Raw genomic sequence first — 19,870 nt, 5'->3', positions numbered from 1 at the left:
GGGGGTGGTCACTTTCCCGATGTCCCGAGGCCGCGCACGACCGGGCAGGGCGGGGGTCAGGCAGGCAGGACCCGGCGGGCGATCTCGGTGATGAGCTCGCGGGGCACCTCGACCGCGGTCTCGCCGTCGAGCACGTCCCGCAGGTCGGCCAGGGCCTCGGCGTCGGTGACCTGGAGCCCCTGGATGACGATGGTGCCTCGGTCGGTCTCGTACAGGGTCGGGCAGGCGCCGGCGTCCGACGTGGAACCCAGGAACCGCATCCGCATGACGATCCTTCCCCGAACAACTGCAATTGCGCGCAATTGTAGGGGACAACTTCCTACTTGTGATCCTTTTTCGGAAAAATCGGGATATTGGGCTATGTGGGGGTTATGTCGAAATCGAGTCGCGCATGATGTGCCCGGCCCGTTCGAACAGCGACAGCGTGGTGGCGTGCAGCAGATCGCCGATGTCCTTGGGCGCCTTGCCGGCGAACGCGCGGGCGTGGGTGCCCTCCAGCACGATGCCGAGCTTGAAGCAGGCCATCACCGCGTACCAGTCGATCGCCGACAGGTCGCGGTCGGACAGCGCCGCGTAGCAGTCGACGATCTCCCGGGGCGAGGCCAGCCCTGGCACCAGCCCCGCGGCCTGCGGCCACATCGCTACCAGCCAGCCGAGGTCGACCAGCGGGTCGCCGATCGTGCACATCTCCCAGTCGACGATCGCCGCCACCCGGGGCCCGTCGTGGGCGAACATCAGGTTGGCGAAGTGGTAGTCGCCGTGCATGATCCCCGGCGTGAACGACGCGGGCCGGTTGGCCTCCAGCCACGCCGCCGTCTCGGCCAGCCCGGGAATCCGCGGCCCCGGGTAGCCGTCGAGCTCCCCGTAGGAGTCGAGCTCCCGCATCCAGCGCGGCACCTGCCGCTCCAGGAACCCCTCCGGCCGGCCGAACCCCGGCAGCACCCCCGGGTCGATGCGCCCGAGCTCGGCCAGCGCCGAGGCGGCCTCCAGGCCCATCCGGTGCCGGATCGCCGGGTCGGAGGCGTGCGGCTCGGGCAGCCCGGTCGACGGGTTGAACCCGTCGACCGGCTCCATCAGGTAGAACACCGGCTCTTCCGCCGTCTGCGCGGCGACCAGCCGGGGCGCCGCGACGGGCGTGTCACGCAGCGCCGCCAGCACCCGCGCCTCGCGCCGCAGCACCTCGTTGCTCTTGGCGCGGGCGTGCTGCGGGGGCCTGCGCAGGATGTACGGGCGGCCGCCGCGCTCGAAGCGGGCCATGACGTTCTGGGTGCCGCCGGGCACCGGCGCCAGGCCGGTGATCGGCCCTTCGGGCAGGCCCTGCGCGTCCATCCAGGCGCCGAGGCCGGCGAGGTCGACGGCGTTGACGTCGATGTGGGTGGCGGACATGACGGCCCTTCGACAGAACGATATTCTGGTGATCGACCCTACGAGAGCGCCGATCCGCCGGTCAACCCAGCGCCTGCATGAACGGCAGGAACTGCCGCGCGCGGTCACCCGGCAGGTCGCCGCCGCGCACCATGAGCGACACCTGCCAGGGGGCGCCGATGCCGTGCTCGGCCGCCCAGCCGGCCAGGTCCTCCTTGGCCAGGTCGAGGTCCAGCCGCACCTCGCCGCCCACGTCGAGGGCCAGGTCGCCGATCAGCGCCCGCGCGGTCTCCTCGTCCCCCGCCACGACGGGGCCGATGACCACGTTGTCGTCGTTGCGCCAGCAGTGCCCGAAGCCGCCCTCGGCGATCCGCACCCGCTCGCCGAAGCTGAACATCCTGCGCAGCAGCGGCGACCGGTCGGTGCCGAACGCGTCGGCGTCGAGCGCCAGGATCGTCTCCAGGTCGGCCTCCGTCGCCGGGCGCGTCCGGCCGGAGTGCTCGCCGCCGAAGACGCCGGTCCGCTTGGCGACGTGCCCGACCGTGCGGAAGCCGAGCCGCTCGTACAGGGGGCGGCCGTTCTCGGTGGCGTGCAGCGACACGATCCGGTCGCCCGCCTGGGCGATCACGTGCTCCATCAGGCGGCGGGCCAGCCCCTGCCGGCCGTAGCGGGAAGCGGTCAGCACCATGCTGATCACCGCGTGGTCGTCGCCGTAGCGGGTCAGGATCGTGGTCGAGGCCAGGCCGTCGCCGTCGGGCGCGTCGATCCCGTAGACCTCGCCGACCTCGAACAGCAGCGTCCACTTGTGCCGCTCGGGCAGCCAGCCCCGGTCCTTGGCCAGCCGGCCGCAGGCGTCCAGGTCGTCGAGGGTCAGACGGCGTACGTGCATGGCCGCCATCCTCCTGTACGGCACCCCGGCGGCTCAAAGTGTTTTCCGTCACCGCGACCATGGAGGGATGCAATGCGTTATAGCGGTAGATGTCGGCGGCACCACCATCAAAGGTGGACTTGTCGCTCGTGACGGCACAATCCTCCATCATGAGCGCCGTCCCACCCCGCGCGCCGACGGCCCGGACCGCGTCGTCGCCGCCGTCTCCGCCCTCATCGCCGACCTCGCCGCCCGCCCGGGCGCCGCGCCCGAGGCCGTCGGCCTGGCCGTGCCCGGCCTCGTCACGCCCACCCACGCCGTCTACTCGGCCGCGATCGGCTGGCGCGACGTCCCGGCGGGCGCCTTCACCACCCTGGACCTCCCGCTCGCCCTGGGCCACGACGTCCGCTCCGCCGGGGACGCCGAGCTGGCCTACGGCGTCACCGAGCGGACGCCCGGCCACGTGCTGTACGTGCCGATCGGCACCGGCATCGCCGGCGCGCTGGTGCTGAACGGCTCCCTGTACGGCGGCGCGTCCGGCTGGGCCGGGCAGCTCGGGCACATCCCGGTACGCCCCGCCGGGCCGTCCTGCGCGTGCGGCCAGCGCGGCTGCCTGACCCTGTACGCGTCGGCGTCGGCCATCGCCGCCCGGTGCGGCGAGTCGTCGGCGGCCGACGTGGTGCGCCGCGCGGCCGAGGGCGACCCCGTGGCGGCCGAGGTCTGGGACGACGCCCTGGCGGCCCTGGCCACCGCCCTGGCCACCTGCACGCTGCTGCTGGACCCGGCGCTGATCGTCATCGGCGGCGGCCTCTCGCGCGCCGGTGACGCCCTCCTGGGCCCGCTGCGCGAGCACCTGGCGGGCCGGCTGACCTTCCGCCGCCCGCCCCGCGTGCGCGCCTCGGCGCTCGGCGTGGACGCGGGGCTCCTCGGCGCGGCCCTGCTCGGCTTCCGCGCCCTCGCCTGACCGTGCCGCCGCTCACTCCAGGAGGGCCGCCGCTCACTCCAGGAGGGCCGCCGGGATCTCCACCTCCTGGGCGCGCAGCTCCTCGCCCAGTGCCTTGGCCTGTGGGTCGGGCCGGGCGCTGGCCGCGACACCCCTGCCCAGCAGGCCGTGCACGACGAAGTTCAGCGCGTTCAGGTTGGGCAGCTCGTAGCGGTCCACCCGGTGGGCGGCCAGCTCCGGCAGCAGCTCCTTCAGCCGCCCGACGGTCAGATGGGCCGCCAGCCAGGCGTACTGCGCGGCCGTGGTGGTCCACACGCCCAGGTTCGCGTTGCCGCCCTTGTCGCCCGACCGCGCCCCGGCCACCCGCCCCAGCGGGACCCGTACCGGCTCCCCACCGGCCACCGGCGCGTCCGGGACGGCCGGGACGGGCCGCTCGGGCGGGTCGGCGAAGGGCAGGTCGGGGAAGGGCGGGGGCGGGCCGTCCGGGGGCAGCAGCTCGCCGTCCACGCGGACCTCCGGCGTGACCGCCGACGCCGGGACCAGCACCGGCCAGTAGACGCCGTACGGCGACGCCGCGCCGGGCGGGGAGAGCGCGTGGAAGCCCGGGTAGCTGGCCAGGCCCGTCTCCACCACGGCGGAGGAGAACGCCCGGCCCGCCCGGCCCGGGTCGGGGTCCATGACCGTGATGCGCAGCAGCCCGTCCGCCCGGGAGACCTCCACCCGCTCGAACGACTCCTTGGGTACCCGCGCCCAGATGGCCTCCTCGGCGACCCGGGCCTTGGCCTCCTGGTCCAGGCCGGTCAGCACGAGCGTCATCGTGTTGCGGTAGCCCGCCGGGTAGGTGACCGCGACCTTGAGCGTGCCGGGCGGCGGATCGCCGCGCACGCCGCTGATGCGCACGCGGTCGGGGCCGTCGCCGGACAGCGTGATCGTGTCGAAGCGGGCCACCACGTCGGGCCCCGGGTAGGCGGGCCCGGCGATCTCGTACAGGAGCTGCGCCGTCACCGTGCCGACCGACACCAGGCCGCCCGTGCCGGGATGCTTGGTGATCACGCTGGAGCCGTCGGCGTGCAGCTCGGCCAGCGGGAAGCCGCAGTGCGCCAGGTCGGGCACGTCGCGGAAGAACGCGTAGTTGCCGCCGGTGGCCTGGCAGCCGCACTCGATGACGTGGCCGGCGACCACCGAGCCCGCCAGCGCGTCCAGGTCGCCGGGCCGCCACCCGTAGCGCCAGATGCCCGGCCCCGTGACCAGGGCGGCGTCGGTGACCCGGCCGGTCACCACCACGTCCGCGCCCGCCGACAGCGCGGCGGCGATGGGCCGGCCGCCCAGGTAGGCGTTGGCGGTCAGCGGCGTGGCGGTCAGCCGTTCGCCGGTGTCGGCGTTGACCAGGTCGAGGTCCGTCCCGGTCAGGTCGTCGCCGGTCACGCAGGCGACGCTGGGCGACAGGCCGAGCCGGGCGGCCAGCTCGTGCACGGCCTCCGCGCAGCCCGCCGGGTCGAGGCCGCCGGCGTTGGCGACGATCCTGATGCCCCGGTCCAGGCACGGCCCGAGGACGTCCTCCAGCTGCCGCAGGAACGTGGGCGCGTAGCCGGGGCGGCCCTTGAGCCGGTTGCCCGCCAGGATGAGCATCGTCAGCTCGGCCAGCCAGTCGCCGGTCAGCACGTCGATGGGGCCGCCCTCGACCATCTCGCGGGCGGCCGAGAGCCGGTCGCCGTAGAAGCCGCTGCAGTTGGCCACCCGCAGCGGACCGCTCCCGGCCCCGGCCCCGGTCACGGGACCCAGCGGGGCGGGCGCTTGGCGGCGAAGGCGGCGATGCCCTCGCGGCCCTCGTCGGAGGTGAAGCGCTCGGCCGACAGCTCCGTCATCCGGCTCAGCCCCTCCTCGAACGACAGCGCCGGCACCTCCCTGACCAGGCGCTTGGTGATGGCCAGCGCCTCCGGGCCGCCCTTGAGCAGCATGCCGGCGTAGTGGGCGACGGCCTCGTCCAGGTCCTCCTCCGGGACGGCGCGGGTCAGCAGGCCGATCTCCACCGCCCGGGCCGCAGGGAACACCTCGCCGGTCATCAGGTATTCGGCCGCCGCCCTCGGGTCCAGCCGCCGCAGCACCGGCACCGAGATCATCGCGGGCACCACGCCCAGCCGCACCTCGGTGAACGCGAACGACGCCGTCACCGGCGCGATCGCGAAGTCGCACGAGGCCACCAGCCCGAGCCCGCCCGCGCGGGCGGTGCCGTTGAGCCGGCAGATCACCGGCTTCGGGCTCTCCCAGAGGGTGGCCATCACCTGCGGGAACGCGGAGGTGACCGGCGCGTCCGAGCCCGCGGCCCGCTGCTCCTTCAGGTCGGCGCCGGAGCTGAACACGTGCCCGGTGCCCGTCAGCACGATCACCCGTGCCGACGGCTCGGCCAGCGCCCACTCCAGGCGGTCGGTCAGGTCGGCGAGCAGGCGGGTGGACAGGGCGTTGCGGTTCGGCGGCGAGTCGAGCGTGATCGTCGCGATGCCGCCGGACAGCTCCTTGTGAACCAGGCGCGTCATGATTCCCTTTCTTCGATGATCGCCAGTACGGCTCCCGCCTCGACCTGGCGGCCCTGGCGCGCGTGCACGGCCGAGACGACGCCGCCCGCCGGGGCGGTGATCAGATGCTCCATCTTCATCGCCTCCAGCACCAGCACCGGCTGGCCCTTCTCCACCCGGGCGCCCGCCTCGACCTCGACGCGCAGCACGTTGCCCGGCATCGGGGCCAGCAGCGACCCGGGGGCGACGTGCTCGGCGGGCTCCGGCAGCCTCGGCACCGGCGTCAGCGTGACCGACTCGTCCGGCCCGTCCACGTACACCTTCCCGCCGTCGTAGCGGGCCACCTCGAACGCCTGCCGCACCGTGCCGCGTTCCAGCACCACCCGGTACGCGTCACCGGCGCGGGCGACCTCGGTCACCGTCACGCCCTCGGGCAGCGGGTCGTAGACCGCTTCGGCCTCCTCGAAGCGGGCCGTGCGCGGCTGCGAGCGGACGTTGCGCCACCCGCTGGGAAGGCCGCGCAGGACCGGGGCGCGCTCGCGGTTGGCGGCGGCCAGGGCCAGCGCGGCGGCCAGCACCGCGAGGTCCGACGGGGGCGCGGGGGCGGGCTCCGGATGGAGGTCGAGGAACCCGGTGTGCGTCTCCCCCCGCAAGAAGTCCTGATTTTTCAGGATGTGGAGGAGAAGGTCGCGATTCGTGGTGAGCCCGTGAATCCTGGCCCCGCGCAGAGCCCGGGCCGTCCTGCGCACCGCCTCGTCCCGATCGGCCCCGTACCCGACGATCTTGGCCAGGAGCGCGTCGTAGTGCGGCGGCACCGCCGACCCGCTCTCCACCCCCGCGTCGACCCGCACCCCCTCCGGCACCTCGAACCGGTGCAGAACCCCCGCCTGCGGCAGGAAGTCGCGGTCCTCCGCGTACAGCCGCACCTCCACCGCGTGGCCCGACGGGCGCGGCGGCCCCGGCGGCAGCGCCGCGCCCCGCGCCACCTCGATCTGCCATCGGACCAGGTCGATCCCGTGGACCAGCTCGGTCACCGGATGCTCGACCTGCAGCCGGGTGTTCATCTCCAGGAACGCCACCCGCTCGCCCCTGACCAGGAACTCGACGGTGCCCGCGCCGACGTAGCCGATCGCCCGCGCCGCCCGCACGGCCGCGTCCTCCAGCTCGGCCCGCAGGGCGGCGGTGACGCCGGGCGACGGGCACTCCTCGACGACCTTCTGATGCCGGCGCTGCACGCTGCACTCGCGCTCGCCCAGCGCCCACACGCCGCCGTGGCGGTCGGCCAGCACCTGCACCTCGACGTGCCGGGCGCCCTCCAGCAGCGGCTCGGCGAACACGCCGCCGTCGCCGAAGGCCGCCTCCGCCTCCCGCCGCGCCGACTCCACCGCCCGCGCCAGCTCGCCCGGATCGCGGACGACCCGCATGCCGCGCCCGCCGCCGCCCGCGCTCGCCTTCACCAGCAGCGGGAACTCCCACCCCGGGCCGGGCTCCCCGTCCACCGGCAGCGACGGCAGCACCGGCACGCCCGCCTCCGCCATCAGCCGCTTGGCGGCCGGCTTCGAGCCCATCGCGGCGATCGCCGAGGGCGGCGGCCCCACCCATGCCAGCCCCGCGTCGAGCACCGCCTGCGCGAACGCCGCGTTCTCCGACAGGAACCCGTAACCCGGATGGACCGCGTCGGCCCCCGACGCCCGGCACGCCTCGATCAGCCGGTCGGCCGCCAGGTAGGTCTCGGCGGGCGTGACGCCGCTCAGCCGCACCGCGCGGTCGGCCTCCGCCACGTGCGGGGCGCGGGCGTCGGCGTCGGAGAAGACCGCGACCGTCTCGACGCCGAGCTCGCGGCAGGTGCGGAAGACGCGGCGGGCGATCTCGCCCCGGTTGGCCACCAGCAGATGCGTGATCACGGCCGGAACACCCCGAATCCGGCGGGCTCCGGCACCGGCGCGCTGTTGATCGCCGACAGGCACAGCCCCAGCACCGTCCGCGTGTCACGCGGGTCGATCACGCCGTCGTCGTAGAGCCGCCCCGACAGGAAGAACGGCAGCGACTCCGCCTCGATCCGCTCCTCCACCATCGCCCGCATCGCCGCGTCCGCCTCCTCGTCGTACGCCTGGCCACGCGCCAGCGCCGACGCCCGGCCGACGATCGACAGCACCCCGGCGAGCTGCGCCGGGCCCATCACCGCCGACTTGGCGCTCGGCCAGCTGAACAGGAACCGCGGATCGTAGGCCCGCCCGCACATCCCGTAGTTGCCCGCCCCGTAGGAGGCGCCCATCACCACCGTCAGATGCGGCACCGTCGAGTTGGACACCGCGTTGATCATCATGGCGCCGTGCTTGATGATGCCGCCCTGCTCGTACTCCTTGCCGACCATGTAACCCGTCGTGTTCTGCAGGAAGATCAGCGGCGTGCGCGACTGGTTGGCGAGCTGGATGAACTGCGCCGCCTTCTGCGCCTCCTCGCTGAACAGCACCCCGCGCGCGTTCGCCAGCACGCCCACCGGGTAGCCGTGCAGCCGCGCCCACCCCGTCACCAGCGACGCCCCGTACAGCGGCTTGAACTCCTCGAACGCGCTGCCGTCGGCGATGCGGGCGATCACCTCGCGCGGGTCGAACGGCACCTTCAGGTCCTCCGGCACGATCCCCAGCAGCTCCTCCGCCGGATAGAGCGGATCGCGCACGGCGCCAGGCCGCGCGCCCAGCTTGCGCCAGCCGAGCGAGCGCACGATCCGGCGGCCGATCCGCAGCGCGTCGTGCTCGTCGGCCGCCAGGTAGTCGGCCAGGCCGCTCACCCGGGCGTGCATCTCCGCGCCGCCCAGCGACTCCTCGTCGGACTCCTCGCCGGTCGCCATCCTGACCAGCGGCGGCCCGCCCAGGAACACCTTCGCCCGCTCGCGCACCATCACCACGTGGTCGCTCATCCCCGGCACGTACGCGCCCCCGGCCGTCGAGTTGCCGAACACCAGCGCGATCGTCGGGATCCCCGCCGCCGACAGCCGCGTCAGGTCACGGAAGATCCGGCCGCCCGGGATGAAGATCTCCTTCTGCGTCGGCAGGTCCGCGCCGCCGCTCTCCACCAGATTGACGTACGGCAGGCGGTTGGCCAGCGCGATGTCGGCGGCGCGCAGCGTCTTGCGCAGCGTCCACGGGTTCGAGGCGCCGCCGCGCACCGTCGGGTCGTTCGCGGTGATCACGCACTCGACGCCCTCGACCACCCCGATGCCCGTCACCACGCTCGCGCCCACCGGGAAGTCGCTGCCCCACGCCGCCAGCGGCGACAGCTCCAGGAACGGCGAATCCGGGTCGACCAGCAGCTCGATCCGCTCGCGCGCCAGCAGCTTGCCCCGGTCGCGGTGGCGGCGCACGTAGCGCTCACCGCCGCCCGCGACCGCCTTGGCGTGCTCGGCGTCGAGCTCGGCCAGCTTGCCCAGCATCGCCTCCCGCCGCCGCGCGTAGTCGGGGCCGGACGTGTCGAGCGTGCTGACGATCACGACGCATACCGTAACCCGTCGCCCGGGTCAGCCGCAGTGGCTCCAGCCCGACTTCCAGGTCAGACCGGCCCAGGTGCCGCCCCAGATGACACACTTGCCCTTCCCGGGCAGCCGGACCGGGCCCGCGTAGGCGGTGAACTTGCCCGGGTTGCTGCCGCTCGAGCCGCCCTTCACCTGAAGGATCGCGTTCATCTGGACCTTGCCCGGATACACCAGGCGCGACATCGTCACCACGCAGTTCCGGCCCGCGCCGCTGTTGTAGAGCAGGTAGATCGTCGCCTTGGTGCCCAGGGCGTGCTTGTTGATCACCTTGTAGCCGGAGCCGCACACCCCGGCCGGCGTGTACGGGTTCGGCTTGAGCTGCGTCGGCTTGACCGTCGGTTTGACCGTGGGCTTCACCGTCGGCTTCTTCGTCGGGATGCTCGTCGGCTGCTGCGACACGTCCGCCGTCGGCGAGCCCGTCGGCTCCGACTCGGGCTCGACCCGGTCCGCCGGCTTCTGCGTCGGCTCCTGGGTCCGCGTCCTGGTCTTCGTCGGCTCCGGGCGGCGTGTCGCCGGCTGCCGCGTCGGCTGCGTGATCGGGTCCGGCACCTGGGCCACGCCGTCGTCCTTCGGCCTGGTCTTCGTCTTCGTCGGCTTCGGCTCGTCGATGTCCAGCTCCGGGACCGTCGACGGGGCGATGCTCGGCGGGTTGACCACCTCCGGCGGGATCTGCGCGTCCGTGGTGGGGGAGGTCACCGAGGTGTTGCCGACGGCCACCACGGTCTGCGGCTTGGAGTTCGCCTGGACCACCACGGCCCCGGCAACCACCAGCAGCGCCGCGGCCGCCGCGCCGGACAATGCGAACGTCAGCGTCCGCCGCTGCCCCGGCTGCCCGCCCTTGGCGGGCTGCCCCTGCGGCCCCCCGGGTCCTTGCGCCATTCCCGGCCCCTGAGGCCCACCGGGCCCTCGCGGCGGCTGCGCGCCGCCTTGGCCGTGCGGCGGCTGCGCGCCGCCCTGGGCGTGCGGGGCGCCGTAACCCTGCGGGGCACCTTGGCCGTGCGGCCCGCCGGGGCCGTGCGGGGGCCGGCCGTGCGCGGTGCCCTGCCCCTGAGGGCCGCCCTGGCCCTGCGGCTGGGCGGCGGCCTGGGGCTGGGCCCCGCCGTGCGTCCCGGCGGGCGCGGGCCCCGGCTGGGGACCGGCTGCGGGCGCGGATCCCGGCTGGGGACCGACGGTGGGCGCGGGCCCGGCCTGGTGAGCGGCCGCGGGGGCGGGTCCCGGGTGGGGACCTGCTGCGGAGGAGGGTCCCGGCTGGGATCCGGCCGCGGGGGCGCTCGGGACGGGGCGGCCGTACGGGCCGGTCTCCGGGACGGGGTTGTCGCCGCCCCGCCAGGCCGCCGCCTGAGGCGTCCAGCCCTGGGGGGCGATCTGGGCGGTGGGCCCCGTGAGCGGCTCGATGGCCGCGTTGGGGGCCGGCTGGCCGGTGAGGCGGACGATGAGCTGGTCGGCCGTGGGCCGCTGGGCGGGGTCCTTGGACAGGCAGGCCGCCACCAGCTCGGCGAGCGTGCCGTCCATGCCGCCGAGCTGCGGCTCCTCGTGGAGGATGCGGTTCATGACCACGGGGATCGAGTCGGCCCCGAAGGCCGGCTTGCCCGTGGCCGCGTACACCATCGTGACGCCCCAGGCGAACACGTCGGCGGCCTCCGACACCGGGGAGGCGGCGGTGAGCTGCTCGGGCGCGAGGTAGGACGGGGTGCCCATCGCCATGCCGGTGGCCGTGGCGCCGGGGGAGTCGAGGGCGCGGGCGATGCCGAAGTCGATCACCACCGGGCCTTCGGGGCCCATGAGCACGTTGGCCGGCTTGAAGTCGCGGTGCAGGATGCCGGCCCGGTGGATGGCGGCCAGCGCGGTGGCGGTGCTGATGGCGAGCCGTTCGAGGGCGGCGCCGCGGCGCGGGCCCTCGTTGATGACGAGCTCGCGCAGCGACGGCCCGGGCACGTACTCGCTGACGATGTAGGGCCGGCTGCCTTCGAGGTCGGCGTGGAGCACGGGGGCGGTGCAGAAGCGGGCGACCCGCTGGGCGACCGCGACCTCGCGCAGGAAGCGGCTGCGCGCCTCGGGGTCGGCGACGAGCGCGTGGTGCAGGAGCTTGACGGCAGCCTGCTCCCCGGACTCGGCCTTGCCCAGATAGACGACCCCTTGACCACCCTCGCCGAGCCGGGCGACGATCTCGTACTCGCCCAGCCGCCGCGGGTCGTCCGCCATCAGCGGCTGGAACTGATTCACCCCGCACCCCCATAACAGAACGATCTCTGGGGCGAAACGCTACCAGCGTGACACTTGGTACGTACGCCGACCTGCTAGATCATTCACCTTTACCCCCGCAAGTCAGGGTTTCTGCGCAGGTCGTGGCTCAGGTCACGGGTTGGTGAACAATAGCTGATCAGATGGCCTTGCCCGGGTTCAGCAGTCCCAGCGGGTCGAAGACGGCCTTGATCCCGTGCTGCACCTCGTGCGCCACCGGCCCCGACTCCAGGGCCAGCCAGCGCCGTTTGAGCACCCCGACGCCGTGCTCGCCGGTCAGCGTGCCGCCGAGTTCGAGCGCCTGGGTGAAGATCTCGTCCGCCGCCGCCCACACCTCGGCGGGCGGCTCGGTCGTCCCGTGCTCGAAGACGAACGTCGGGTGCAGGTTGCCGTCGCCCGCGTGCGCGACCGTGCAGATGCGCACGCCGTGCCGGACGGCGGCGGCCTCGATGGCGCCGATCATGTCGGGCAGCACCGATCGGGGCACGCACACGTCCTCGACCAGGCACGCGCCGAGGCGCTCCTTGGCCTGGTAGGCCATCCGGCGCAGCCCGATCAGCTCCTCGGTCTCCTGCGGGCTGGACGACACGGCCACGAACGTGGCGCCGTTGTCGAGGCAGAGGCGTTCCATGCGGGCGGCCACCTCCTGGCTGTCGGCGGCGTCGGACTGCCCGATCAGCATCGCCATCGTGGCGGGCTCCAGGCCGATGTTGCGCCAGTCGTCGATGGCCTGGAGCGTGGCCCGGTCCAGCAGCTCCATCAGCGACGGCTGGCACCCGGCCGCCATGATCGCGGTCACGGCGGCGCCCGCGTCGCGCAGCGAGCCGAACTCGGCGGCGAACGTCGCGGGCGGCGCGACCGGCGCCCGCCGCAGCCGCACGGTGGCCGAGGTGATCACGCCCAGCGTGCCCTCGGAGCCGACGAACAGCCCGGTCAGGTCGTACCCGGTGACGCCCTTCACGGTCCGCCGCCCGGTCTGGAGCACCCGGCCGTCGGCCAGCACGACCTCCAGGCCCAGCGCCGAGTCGCGGGTGACCCCGTACTTGACGCAGCGCAGCCCGCCCGCGTTCGTGGCCAGGTTGCCGCCGATCGTGGAGATCTCGTACGAGGACGGGTCGGGCGCGTACATGAGCCCGTGCTCGCGCGCGGCCCTGTCGAGGTCGGCGGTGATCACGCCGGGCTCGACCACGGCGATCTCGTCCACCGGCGAGAGCTCCCGGATCGCGGTCATCCTGGCCAGCGACAGCACCACCGACCCGTCGGTGGCCGTGGCGGCGCCCGCCAGCCCGCTGCCCGCGCCGCGCGGCACCACGGGCACCCGGTGCTCGGTGGCCCAGCGCATGGTGGTCACCACGTCGTCGCGGGAGGCGGCCAGCACCACTCCCAGAGGCTTGCCCGGGGCCACGAACGTGCGGTCGCGGGCGTAGGAGTCGATCACGTCCGGGTCGGTGACGACACGGCCGCCGGGCAGGGAGTTCACCAGAGCGTCAATGGGTCTCACATGAGAAACCTTACGGTTTGCGTGGACGGTGGCTTACGGCCAGACTGCCCGGGTGGAAGTGAGCTGTCCGGTGTGTACGCAGGTCGACCAGGTCGTCTCGGTGCCCGGAGCGGTCGCGGCGGGGACCACGTACCGGATCGGCAGGGTACGCATGCCCGGTGACCGCCAGGTCGCCGATCTGCCCACCGGGTCCGCGCTGGGCGCGTCCAAGCACCAGATGAGCCGCACGCAGCTCGCCGTGTGGCTGTCGTTCCCCAGCCGCCACTACGCGCCCTGGTCGAGGAACCAGGGCTACCTGCTGCTGCTCGTCGCCGCACTCGCGCACCTGGTGGTGGGGCTGGTGCTGGCCATGGGCAAGCACTCGGGCTGGGCCGAGGTGCTGCTCGCGCCGTTCTGCCTGACAGGCGTGCTGTGGGGGTTCGGGATGCTGTTCGTGCTCGGCGCGCACGCGGCGCGCAAGCGCGACCTGGCCGAGGGGCCGGCCAGGGAGAAGGCGCTCGCCGTCTGGGAGGGGCTCTACTACTGCTCGCGCGACAACGTCGCGTTCGAGCCGGGGGTCGGCGTCTCGTTCCATCCGAGCGAGACGCGCGAGTACATCTTCGGCTTCCGCCGCTCCGGCGCCGCCTGACCGGTCACGTCACCGGCCGGGCGGTCACTCCGGGGCCGGGGTGCTTACGCGCGCTTACGCGTGCTCCTCGGCGACGAGGCGGACGCAGACGGCCAGGCCGGTGATGGCCTGCTCCAGCTCCTCCAGGCCGGGGTAGGTGGGCGCGATGCGGATCGCGCGGTCGTCGGGGTCCTGGCCGTAGGGGTGGGTGGCGCCGGCCGGGGTCAGCGCGATGCCCGCGGCCTTGGCCTTGGCCACCACCTCGGCGGCGTGCGGCACCTCCAGGCTGATGAAGTAGCCGCCCTTCGGGCTGGTCCAGGTGGCCAGGTCGCCGAGCTCCTTGGCGAGGACCCGGTCGACCACCTCGAACTTGGGCCCGATCAGCTCGGCGTGCTTGCGCATGTGCGCGGCCACGCCGTCGGCGTCGCGCAGGAACTCCACGTGGCGCAGCTGGTTGAGCTTGTCGGGGCCGATGGACTGCTTGCGCGTGTTGTCGAGGAACCAGGCGACGTTGGCCGGGGAGGAGCCGAAGAACGCCACACCCGCGCCGGCCAGCGTCACCTTCGAGGTGGAGCCGTAGACGAAGGCGCGGTCGGGGTTGCCGTGCTCGGCGCAGAGCGCGAGCAGGTCGGCGAGCTCGGCCGGGGTGTCGGTCAGGTGGTGGACGGCGTAGGCGTTGTCCCAGAAGATGCGGAAGTCGGGCGCGGCGGCGGGCATGGCGGCCAGGCGGCGCACGGTCTCGTCGCTGTAGACGATGCCGGACGGGTTGCTGTACTTGGGCACGCACCAGATGCCCTTGACGCTCGCGTCCTCGGCGACCAGGCGCTCGACGACGTCCATGTCGGGGCCCTCGGCGTTCATGGGCACCGGGACCATCTTGATCCCGAACTCCTGGCAGATGGTGAAGTGCCGGTCGTAGCCGGGCACCGGGCACAGGAACGTGATCTCCGGCTCCTCCACCCAGCGGCGCCCGGCGCCGGGCACCTTGCTCAGCAGCGCGTGCACGACCGTGTCGTGCATCATCGCCAGGCTGGCGTTGCCGCCCACCACGAGCTGCGCGGGCGGCACCTGGAGCAGCGGCCCGAACAGCTCGCGCAGCTCCGGCAGCCCCTGCAGGTCGCCGTAGTTGCGCGCGTCGAGGCCGCCCGCGGTCACGTGGGTGGTCGGGAGCTTGAGCATGTCGTCGGAGAGGTCGAGCTGGCGCGGTGACGGCTTGCCCCTGGTGAGGTCGAGCTTGAGTCCCTGCTGGACAAGGGCGGCATAGTCACGCGAGGCGTTCACGGGATTCTTCTCCTCCGATCGGGTCGCTACGAAGGATAGAAGACTTCGCCGCCGAGGCAGGCACGGGTCCGGGATGTGGATGTCTTTGCCCGGAACGACTTCACGGACGGCGATCGGTGGCGTGGAATGGGGTGATCGGGGCAGGCCATACCTCTCGACTGGAGGGAGCAGCCGTGACCAGCGTGCGCGAGACGTCGATCGAGCGGGTCAGGCGGCGCCGCACCGGGACCGTGCTCACGTCCTGGCTGACCACGACCGACCACAAGGTCATCGGGTACCTGTATCTGATCACCTCGTTCGCGTTCTTCCTGATCGCGGGCGTCATGGCCATGATCATCCGCGCGGAGCTGGCCCAGCCGGGGATGCAGGTCGTCAACCAGGACATGTACAACCAGCTCTTCACCATGCACGGCACGATCATGCTGCTGCTGTTCGCCACGCCGCTGTTCGCCGGGTTCGCCAACGTGATCATGCCGCTGCAGATCGGCGCCCCCGACGTGGCCTTCCCCCGGCTGAACGCGGTGGCGTACTGGCTGTTCCTGTTCGGCGGGCTCATGGTGGTGGCCGGGTTCTTCACGCCGGGCGGGGCGGCCGACTTCGGCTGGTTCGCCTACACGCCGCTGTCGTCGTCCGCCTACTCGCCGCAGGTCGGCGGCGATTTGTGGATCATGGGGCTGGCGATGTCGGGCCTCGGCACGATCCTCGGCGCGGTCAACTTCATCACCACGATCATCGGCATGCGGGCGCCGGGCATGACGATGTTCCGGATGCCGCTGTTCACCTGGAACGTGCTGCTGACCAGCATGCTCGTGCTGCTGGCGTTCCCGGTGCTGGCGGCGGCGCTGCTCGCGCTGGAGGCCGACCGCAAGCTCGGCACGCACATCTACGACCCGGCCAACGGCGGGCCGATCCTGTGGCAGCACCTGTTCTGGTTCTTCGGCCATCCCGAGGTCTACATCATCGCGCTGCCGTTCTTCGGGATCATCACCGAGGTCATCCCGGTCTTCAGCCGCAAGCCGATCTTCGGCTACATGGGCCTGGTCGGCGCCACGATCGCGATCGCCGGGCTGTCGATGACCGTGTGGGCGCACCACATGTTCCCCACCGGGCAGGTGCTGCTGCCGTTCTTCTCGTTCATGACGTTCCTCATCGCGGTGCCGACAGGTGTGAAGTTCTTCAACTGGATCGGCACCATGTGGCGGGGGCATCTGACGTTCGAGACGCCGATGCTGTTCGCGATCGGGTTCCTGGTGACGTTCCTGCTCGGCGGGCTGACCGGCGTCATCCTGGCCTCCCCGCCGCTCGACTTCCACATCAGCGACACGTACTTCGTCGTCGCGCACTTCCACTACGTGGTCTTCGGCACCGTCGTGTTCGCCATGTTCGCCGGGTTCTACTTCTGGTGGCCCAAGATGACCGGCCGGATGCTCGGCGACCGGCTCGGCAAGGTGCACTTCTGGACGCTGTTCGTCGGCTTCCACACCACGTTCCTGGTGCAGCACTGGCTCGGGCAGATCGGCATGCCGCGCCGCTACGCCGACTACGGCCCGGCCGACGGGTTCACCGCGCTCAACCAGCTCTCGTCGCTGGGCGCGTTCCTGCTCGGGCTGTCGACGCTGCCGTTCCTCTACAACGTCTGGAAGACCGCCAGGCACGCGCCCAAGGTCACGCTCGACGACCCCTGGGGCTACGGCAACTCCCTCGAATGGGCGACCTCCTGCCCGCCGCCCCGGCACAACTTCACGTTCATGCCGCCGATCCGCTCCGAACGGCCCGCCTTTGACCTCCACTACCCGCACGAGGACGAGACGGACGAGACGGGCGAGCGGGCCGAACCCGGAGAACCCGGCGAGAAAACGCCCGACTGACCTTTCCCGGACCGGGCCGCGGTGCTTGTGTGGAGGTTACGTTTCGCCCATCTAAGGAGATCGGCGATGACAGGCGCCAAGAGCCCCTTCACCCCCGAGACCGCCCCCTGCGGCAAGAAGCACGGCGGTGAGCGTCTCCTCGACGACGACGGCTACGGCCTGGTGATCCGTGACCAGCTCTTCGACTGCGGCTGCCGCCGGATCCGGCACGAGTACCACGACGGCAGCATCCACCTGTCCGCCATCCGCTGCGACGGCAAGCGGGTGAAGGATCCGATCGAACCGGACCGCGGGAGCTGAACCGATGATCGACGTGCTCATCGTGGGAGGCGGCGGCGCCGGACTGCGGGCGGCCGTCGCCGTCGCCGAGAGCGACCCCACCCTCAGCGTGGCGGTCGTGTCGAAGGTCTACCCGATGCGCAGCCACACCGTCTCGGCCGAGGGCGGCGCCGCCGCGGTCGTCGCCGACGGCGACACGCTCGACGAGCACTGCTACGACACGATCTCCGGCGGCGACTGGCTGTGCGACCAGGACGCGGTGGAGGCGTTCGTGGCCGAGGCGCCGCGCGAGCTCGTCCAGGTCGAACACTGGGGCTGCCCGTGGAGCCGCGAGCGCGACGGGCGCGTCGCGGTGCGCCCGTTCGGCGGCATGAAGCGGATGCGCACCTGGTACGCGGCCGACAAGACCGGCTTCCACCTGCTGCACACGCTGTTCCAGACCACGCTCAAACACCCCGGCATCGCGCGGTACGACGAGTGGTACGTCACCCGGCTCGTCGTCGACGACGGCCGCGTCCACGGCGTCGTGGCCGTCGAGCTGCGCACCGGCCGCGTCGAGGCGATCCCCGCCAGGACCGTCGTCCTGGCCACCGGCGGCTGCGGCCGGGCCTTCCCCTTCACCACCAACGCCGCCATCAAGTCCGGCGACGGCATGGCCCTGGCCTACCGGGCGGGCGCCCCGCTGAAGGACATGGAGTTCGTCCAGTACCACCCCACCGGCCTGCCGTTCACCGGCATCCTCATCACCGAGGCGGCCAGGGCCGAGGGCGGCTGGCTGATCAACAAGGACGGCTACCGCTACCTCCAGGACTACGACCTCGGCACCCCCACCCCGGCGCCCCGGCTGCGCAGCATGGAGCTCGGCCCGCGCGACCGCCTCTCGCAGGCGTTCGTGCACGAGCAGCGCAAGGGCCGCACCGTCGACACGCCGTACGGTCCCGTCGTCCACCTCGACCTGCGCCACCTGGGCGAGGACAGGATCGACGCGCGCATCCCGTTCGTGCGCGAGCTGTGCCGCAGCTACCAGAACCTCGACCCGGTCACCGACCTCGTCCCGGTCCGCCCCGTCGTGCACTACATGATGGGCGGCGTCCACACCGACCTCGACGGCGCCACCCCGATCGCCGGCCTGTTCGCGGCGGGCGAGACGGCCTGCGTGAGCATCAACGGCGCCAACCGGCTCGGCTCCAACTCGCTGCCGGAGACCCTCGTCTTCGGCAGGCGCGCCGGGCTGGCCGCCGCCCGCTTCGCCCGCGGCCACCGCGACGGCGAGGCGGCCGCCGTCCGCAGCCAGGGCGCCGACGAGCGGCGGCGGCTGGAGCGGGCGCGCGAGGGCGGCGGCGAGCGGATCGCCGTGCTGCGCGAGGAGATGCAGCGCACGCTCGAAGGCGCCGCCGGCATCTACCGCACCGGCGACGTCCTCGCCAAGGCCGCCGACACCCTCGCCGAGCTGGGCGAACGGGCCGCCGGGGCGCTCGTGGACGACTCCAGCGCCGCCTTCAACACCGAGCTGGTCGCCCTGCTGGAGCTGCACGCCATGCTCGACGTCGCGCGCACGATCGTGGCCTGCGCGGCCGAGCGGCGCGAGTCGCGCGGCGCCCACCAGCGCACCGACTTCCCGGCCAGGGACGACGCCGCCTACCTGGCGCACTCGCTGGTCCACCGGGCCCCCGACGGCAGCCCGTCGGTCGGCCTGCTGCCCGTGACGATCACCCGCTGGCCTCCCGGGGAAAGGGTGTACGGCCGTGACTGACTCCATCCGGCTGGAAGTGTCCCGCTACCGGCCCGGCCAGGACGACGAGCCGGTGTTCCAGGCGTACGACGTGCCGCTGCGCCCCGACTGGGCCGTGCTCGACGGGCTCGCCCACGTCAAGGACCGGCTCGACGGCAGCCTGTCGTTCCGCTGGTCGTGCCGGATGGGCATCTGCGGCTCGTGCGGCATGACCGTCAACGGCGAGCCCCGGCTGACCTGCGGCACCTTCCTCACCGAGTACGGCGCCGGCCCGGTCAGGGTCGAGCCGCTCAAGGGCTTCCCCGTCATCAGGGACCTGGTCGTGGACATCGACGACTTCCTGGCCAAGCTGTCGTCGGTGCGGCCGTGGCTGATCCGGGAGGGGGAGGAGCTTCCGCTCACCGCCGAGTACGCCCAGACGCCGGACCAGCTGGAGGCGTACAAGCAGTACAGCATGTGCATCAACTGCATGCTCTGCTACTCGGCCTGCCCGGTGTACGTGCTCGACCCGGACTTCCTCGGCCCGGCGGCGATCGCGCTGGCCCAGCGCTACAACCTGGACTCGCGCGACATGGGCGACCGCTTCGACGTGCTCAACCTGGACGACGCCGTCTGGGGGTGCACGTTCGTCGGCGAGTGCACCCGGGCCTGCCCCAAGCACGTCGACCCGGCCGAGGCGATCCAGCGCTACAAGCTGACCGCCGCGCTGCGCTCGGTGCTGCCGTGGAGCCGGCGATGACCGCGCCCGCCCGCCGCCCGCCCAGGGACCCGCTCTGGTTTGCCCGCAGCAGGCGCTACACGCTGTTCGTGCTGCGCGAGCTGACCAGCGTCTTCGTCGCCTGGACCGTCGCGTACCTGGTCCTGCTGGCCGACTCGGTGGTCGCCGGGACGTACGCGCAGTTCACGGCGCTGGCGGCGCGCCCGTGGATGATCGCGCTCAACGCGGTGGCGCTGGCGGCGACCGCCTACCACGCGATCACGTTCCTCAACCTCGCGCCGAAGGCGACCGTGGTGCGGCTGGACGGCTGGCGGGTGCCCGCCTGGATGATCCAGGGCGGCAACCATTCCGGCTGGCTGCTCGTCTCGGCGGTGATCGCGTACGTCGTCCTGCGGACGCCATGAGAAGCCGGGGGGAGATGC

Annotated in this window: 17 protein-coding genes; 7 read left to right on the top strand and 10 right to left on the bottom strand. The window is 72.9% G+C overall.

Translation table 11 applies throughout. From position 1 onward, the window contains the following. Window positions 1-56: 56 nt before the first annotated feature. The 3 genes from AB0G11_RS33820 to AB0G11_RS33810 all read right to left on the bottom strand — a co-directional run bounded on the left by AB0G11_RS33820 (window position 57) and on the right by AB0G11_RS33810 (window position 2,254). A complete protein-coding gene (locus AB0G11_RS33820) occupies window positions 57-266 on the bottom strand; it encodes a hypothetical protein (protein WP_357590763.1) in 210 nt (69 codons plus the stop codon). A 103-nt stretch (window positions 267-369) separates the two neighbouring features. Further along, window positions 370-1,386, bottom strand: a complete 1,017-nt coding sequence (locus AB0G11_RS33815; protein ID WP_357590761.1) for a phosphotransferase family protein — start codon at window positions 1,384-1,386, stop codon at window positions 370-372. A gap of 61 nt (window positions 1,387-1,447) precedes the next feature. Then, window positions 1,448-2,254 carry a GNAT family N-acetyltransferase gene (locus AB0G11_RS33810; protein ID WP_357590759.1) on the bottom strand — a complete coding sequence of 269 codons (807 nt, stop codon included), beginning with the start codon at window positions 2,252-2,254 and terminating at the stop codon, window positions 1,448-1,450. 67 nt (window positions 2,255-2,321) lie between these two features. On the opposite strand from AB0G11_RS33810, the gene AB0G11_RS33805 reads away from it, so the two are divergent. Beyond that, a complete protein-coding gene (locus AB0G11_RS33805) occupies window positions 2,322-3,197 on the top strand; it encodes an ROK family protein (RefSeq protein ID WP_357590757.1) in 876 nt (291 codons plus the stop codon). A gap of 33 nt (window positions 3,198-3,230) precedes the next feature. On the opposite strand, the gene AB0G11_RS33800 is transcribed toward AB0G11_RS33805, so the two are convergent. The 6 genes from AB0G11_RS33800 to AB0G11_RS33775 all read right to left on the bottom strand — a co-directional run bounded on the left by AB0G11_RS33800 (window position 3,231) and on the right by AB0G11_RS33775 (window position 12,963). Then, complete coding sequence (locus AB0G11_RS33800) at window positions 3,231-4,949, bottom strand: acyclic terpene utilization AtuA family protein (RefSeq protein WP_357590755.1); 1,719 nt, start codon at window positions 4,947-4,949, stop codon at window positions 3,231-3,233. Continuing rightward, window positions 4,946-5,710: an enoyl-CoA hydratase-related protein gene (locus tag AB0G11_RS33795; RefSeq protein WP_219507457.1), complete on the bottom strand. Its 765-nt coding sequence runs from the start codon at window positions 5,708-5,710 to the stop codon at window positions 4,946-4,948. The genes AB0G11_RS33800 and AB0G11_RS33795 overlap by 4 nt, the downstream gene beginning before the upstream one ends. Further along, entirely contained in the window at window positions 5,707-7,593 is a 1,887-nt protein-coding gene (locus tag AB0G11_RS33790; RefSeq protein ID WP_357590753.1) for a biotin carboxylase N-terminal domain-containing protein, read from the bottom strand. The genes AB0G11_RS33795 and AB0G11_RS33790 overlap by 4 nt, the downstream gene beginning before the upstream one ends. Beyond that, window positions 7,590-9,122, bottom strand: a complete 1,533-nt coding sequence (locus AB0G11_RS33785) for a carboxyl transferase domain-containing protein (RefSeq protein ID WP_357590855.1) — start codon at window positions 9,120-9,122, stop codon at window positions 7,590-7,592. The genes AB0G11_RS33790 and AB0G11_RS33785 overlap by 4 nt, the downstream gene beginning before the upstream one ends. 84 nt (window positions 9,123-9,206) lie before the next feature. Further along, window positions 9,207-11,444, bottom strand: coding sequence for a protein kinase (locus tag AB0G11_RS33780; protein ID WP_357590751.1), 2,238 nt, complete (start codon window positions 11,442-11,444; stop codon window positions 9,207-9,209). Window positions 11,445-11,601: 157 nt separating this feature from the next. Continuing rightward, a complete protein-coding gene (locus tag AB0G11_RS33775) occupies window positions 11,602-12,963 on the bottom strand; it encodes an FAD-linked oxidase C-terminal domain-containing protein (RefSeq protein ID WP_357590749.1) in 1,362 nt (453 codons plus the stop codon). Window positions 12,964-13,033: 70 nt separating this feature from the next. Here AB0G11_RS33775 and AB0G11_RS33770 point away from each other — a divergent pair, with 70 nt between their 5' ends. Then, window positions 13,034-13,591, top strand: coding sequence for a hypothetical protein (locus AB0G11_RS33770; RefSeq protein WP_219507455.1), 558 nt, complete (start codon window positions 13,034-13,036; stop codon window positions 13,589-13,591). A 54-nt stretch (window positions 13,592-13,645) separates the two neighbouring features. Here the strand turns inward: AB0G11_RS33770 and AB0G11_RS33765 are convergent, their stop codons facing one another. After that, complete coding sequence (locus AB0G11_RS33765) at window positions 13,646-14,851, bottom strand: aminotransferase class I/II-fold pyridoxal phosphate-dependent enzyme (RefSeq protein WP_357590748.1); 1,206 nt, start codon at window positions 14,849-14,851, stop codon at window positions 13,646-13,648. A 182-nt stretch (window positions 14,852-15,033) separates the two neighbouring features. Here AB0G11_RS33765 and ctaD point away from each other — a divergent pair, with 182 nt between their 5' ends. From ctaD to AB0G11_RS33740, 5 genes are all read left to right on the top strand, one after another. After that, a complete protein-coding gene (gene ctaD / locus AB0G11_RS33760; protein ID WP_357590853.1) occupies window positions 15,034-16,719 on the top strand; it encodes a cytochrome c oxidase subunit I in 1,686 nt (561 codons plus the stop codon). Window positions 16,720-16,785: 66 nt separating this feature from the next. After that, window positions 16,786-17,019: a hypothetical protein gene (locus AB0G11_RS33755; RefSeq protein ID WP_219507452.1), complete on the top strand. Its 234-nt coding sequence runs from the start codon at window positions 16,786-16,788 to the stop codon at window positions 17,017-17,019. 4 nt (window positions 17,020-17,023) lie between these two features. After that, window positions 17,024-18,751 (top strand): fumarate reductase (quinol) flavoprotein subunit, encoded by a 1,728-nt coding sequence (gene frdA, locus AB0G11_RS33750; RefSeq protein ID WP_357590746.1) that lies wholly within the window; start codon window positions 17,024-17,026, stop codon window positions 18,749-18,751. After that, on the top strand, window positions 18,744-19,469 hold the full coding sequence (gene sdhB, locus AB0G11_RS33745; protein ID WP_357590744.1) for a succinate dehydrogenase iron-sulfur subunit: 726 nt from the start codon (window positions 18,744-18,746) through the stop codon (window positions 19,467-19,469). The genes frdA and sdhB overlap by 8 nt, the downstream gene beginning before the upstream one ends. After that, window positions 19,466-19,852 carry a hypothetical protein gene (locus AB0G11_RS33740; RefSeq protein ID WP_357590742.1) on the top strand — a complete coding sequence of 129 codons (387 nt, stop codon included), beginning with the start codon at window positions 19,466-19,468 and terminating at the stop codon, window positions 19,850-19,852. The genes sdhB and AB0G11_RS33740 overlap by 4 nt, the downstream gene beginning before the upstream one ends. The last annotated feature ends 18 nt before the right edge of the window (window positions 19,853-19,870 follow it).

Source organism: Nonomuraea sp. NPDC023979, assembly GCF_040639085.1.
GTDB lineage: Bacteria > Actinomycetota > Actinomycetes > Streptosporangiales > Streptosporangiaceae > Nonomuraea > Nonomuraea ceibae.
Note: the sequence above shows the minus strand (reverse complement) of the source record. Positions and strands in the feature narration are given on the sequence as shown.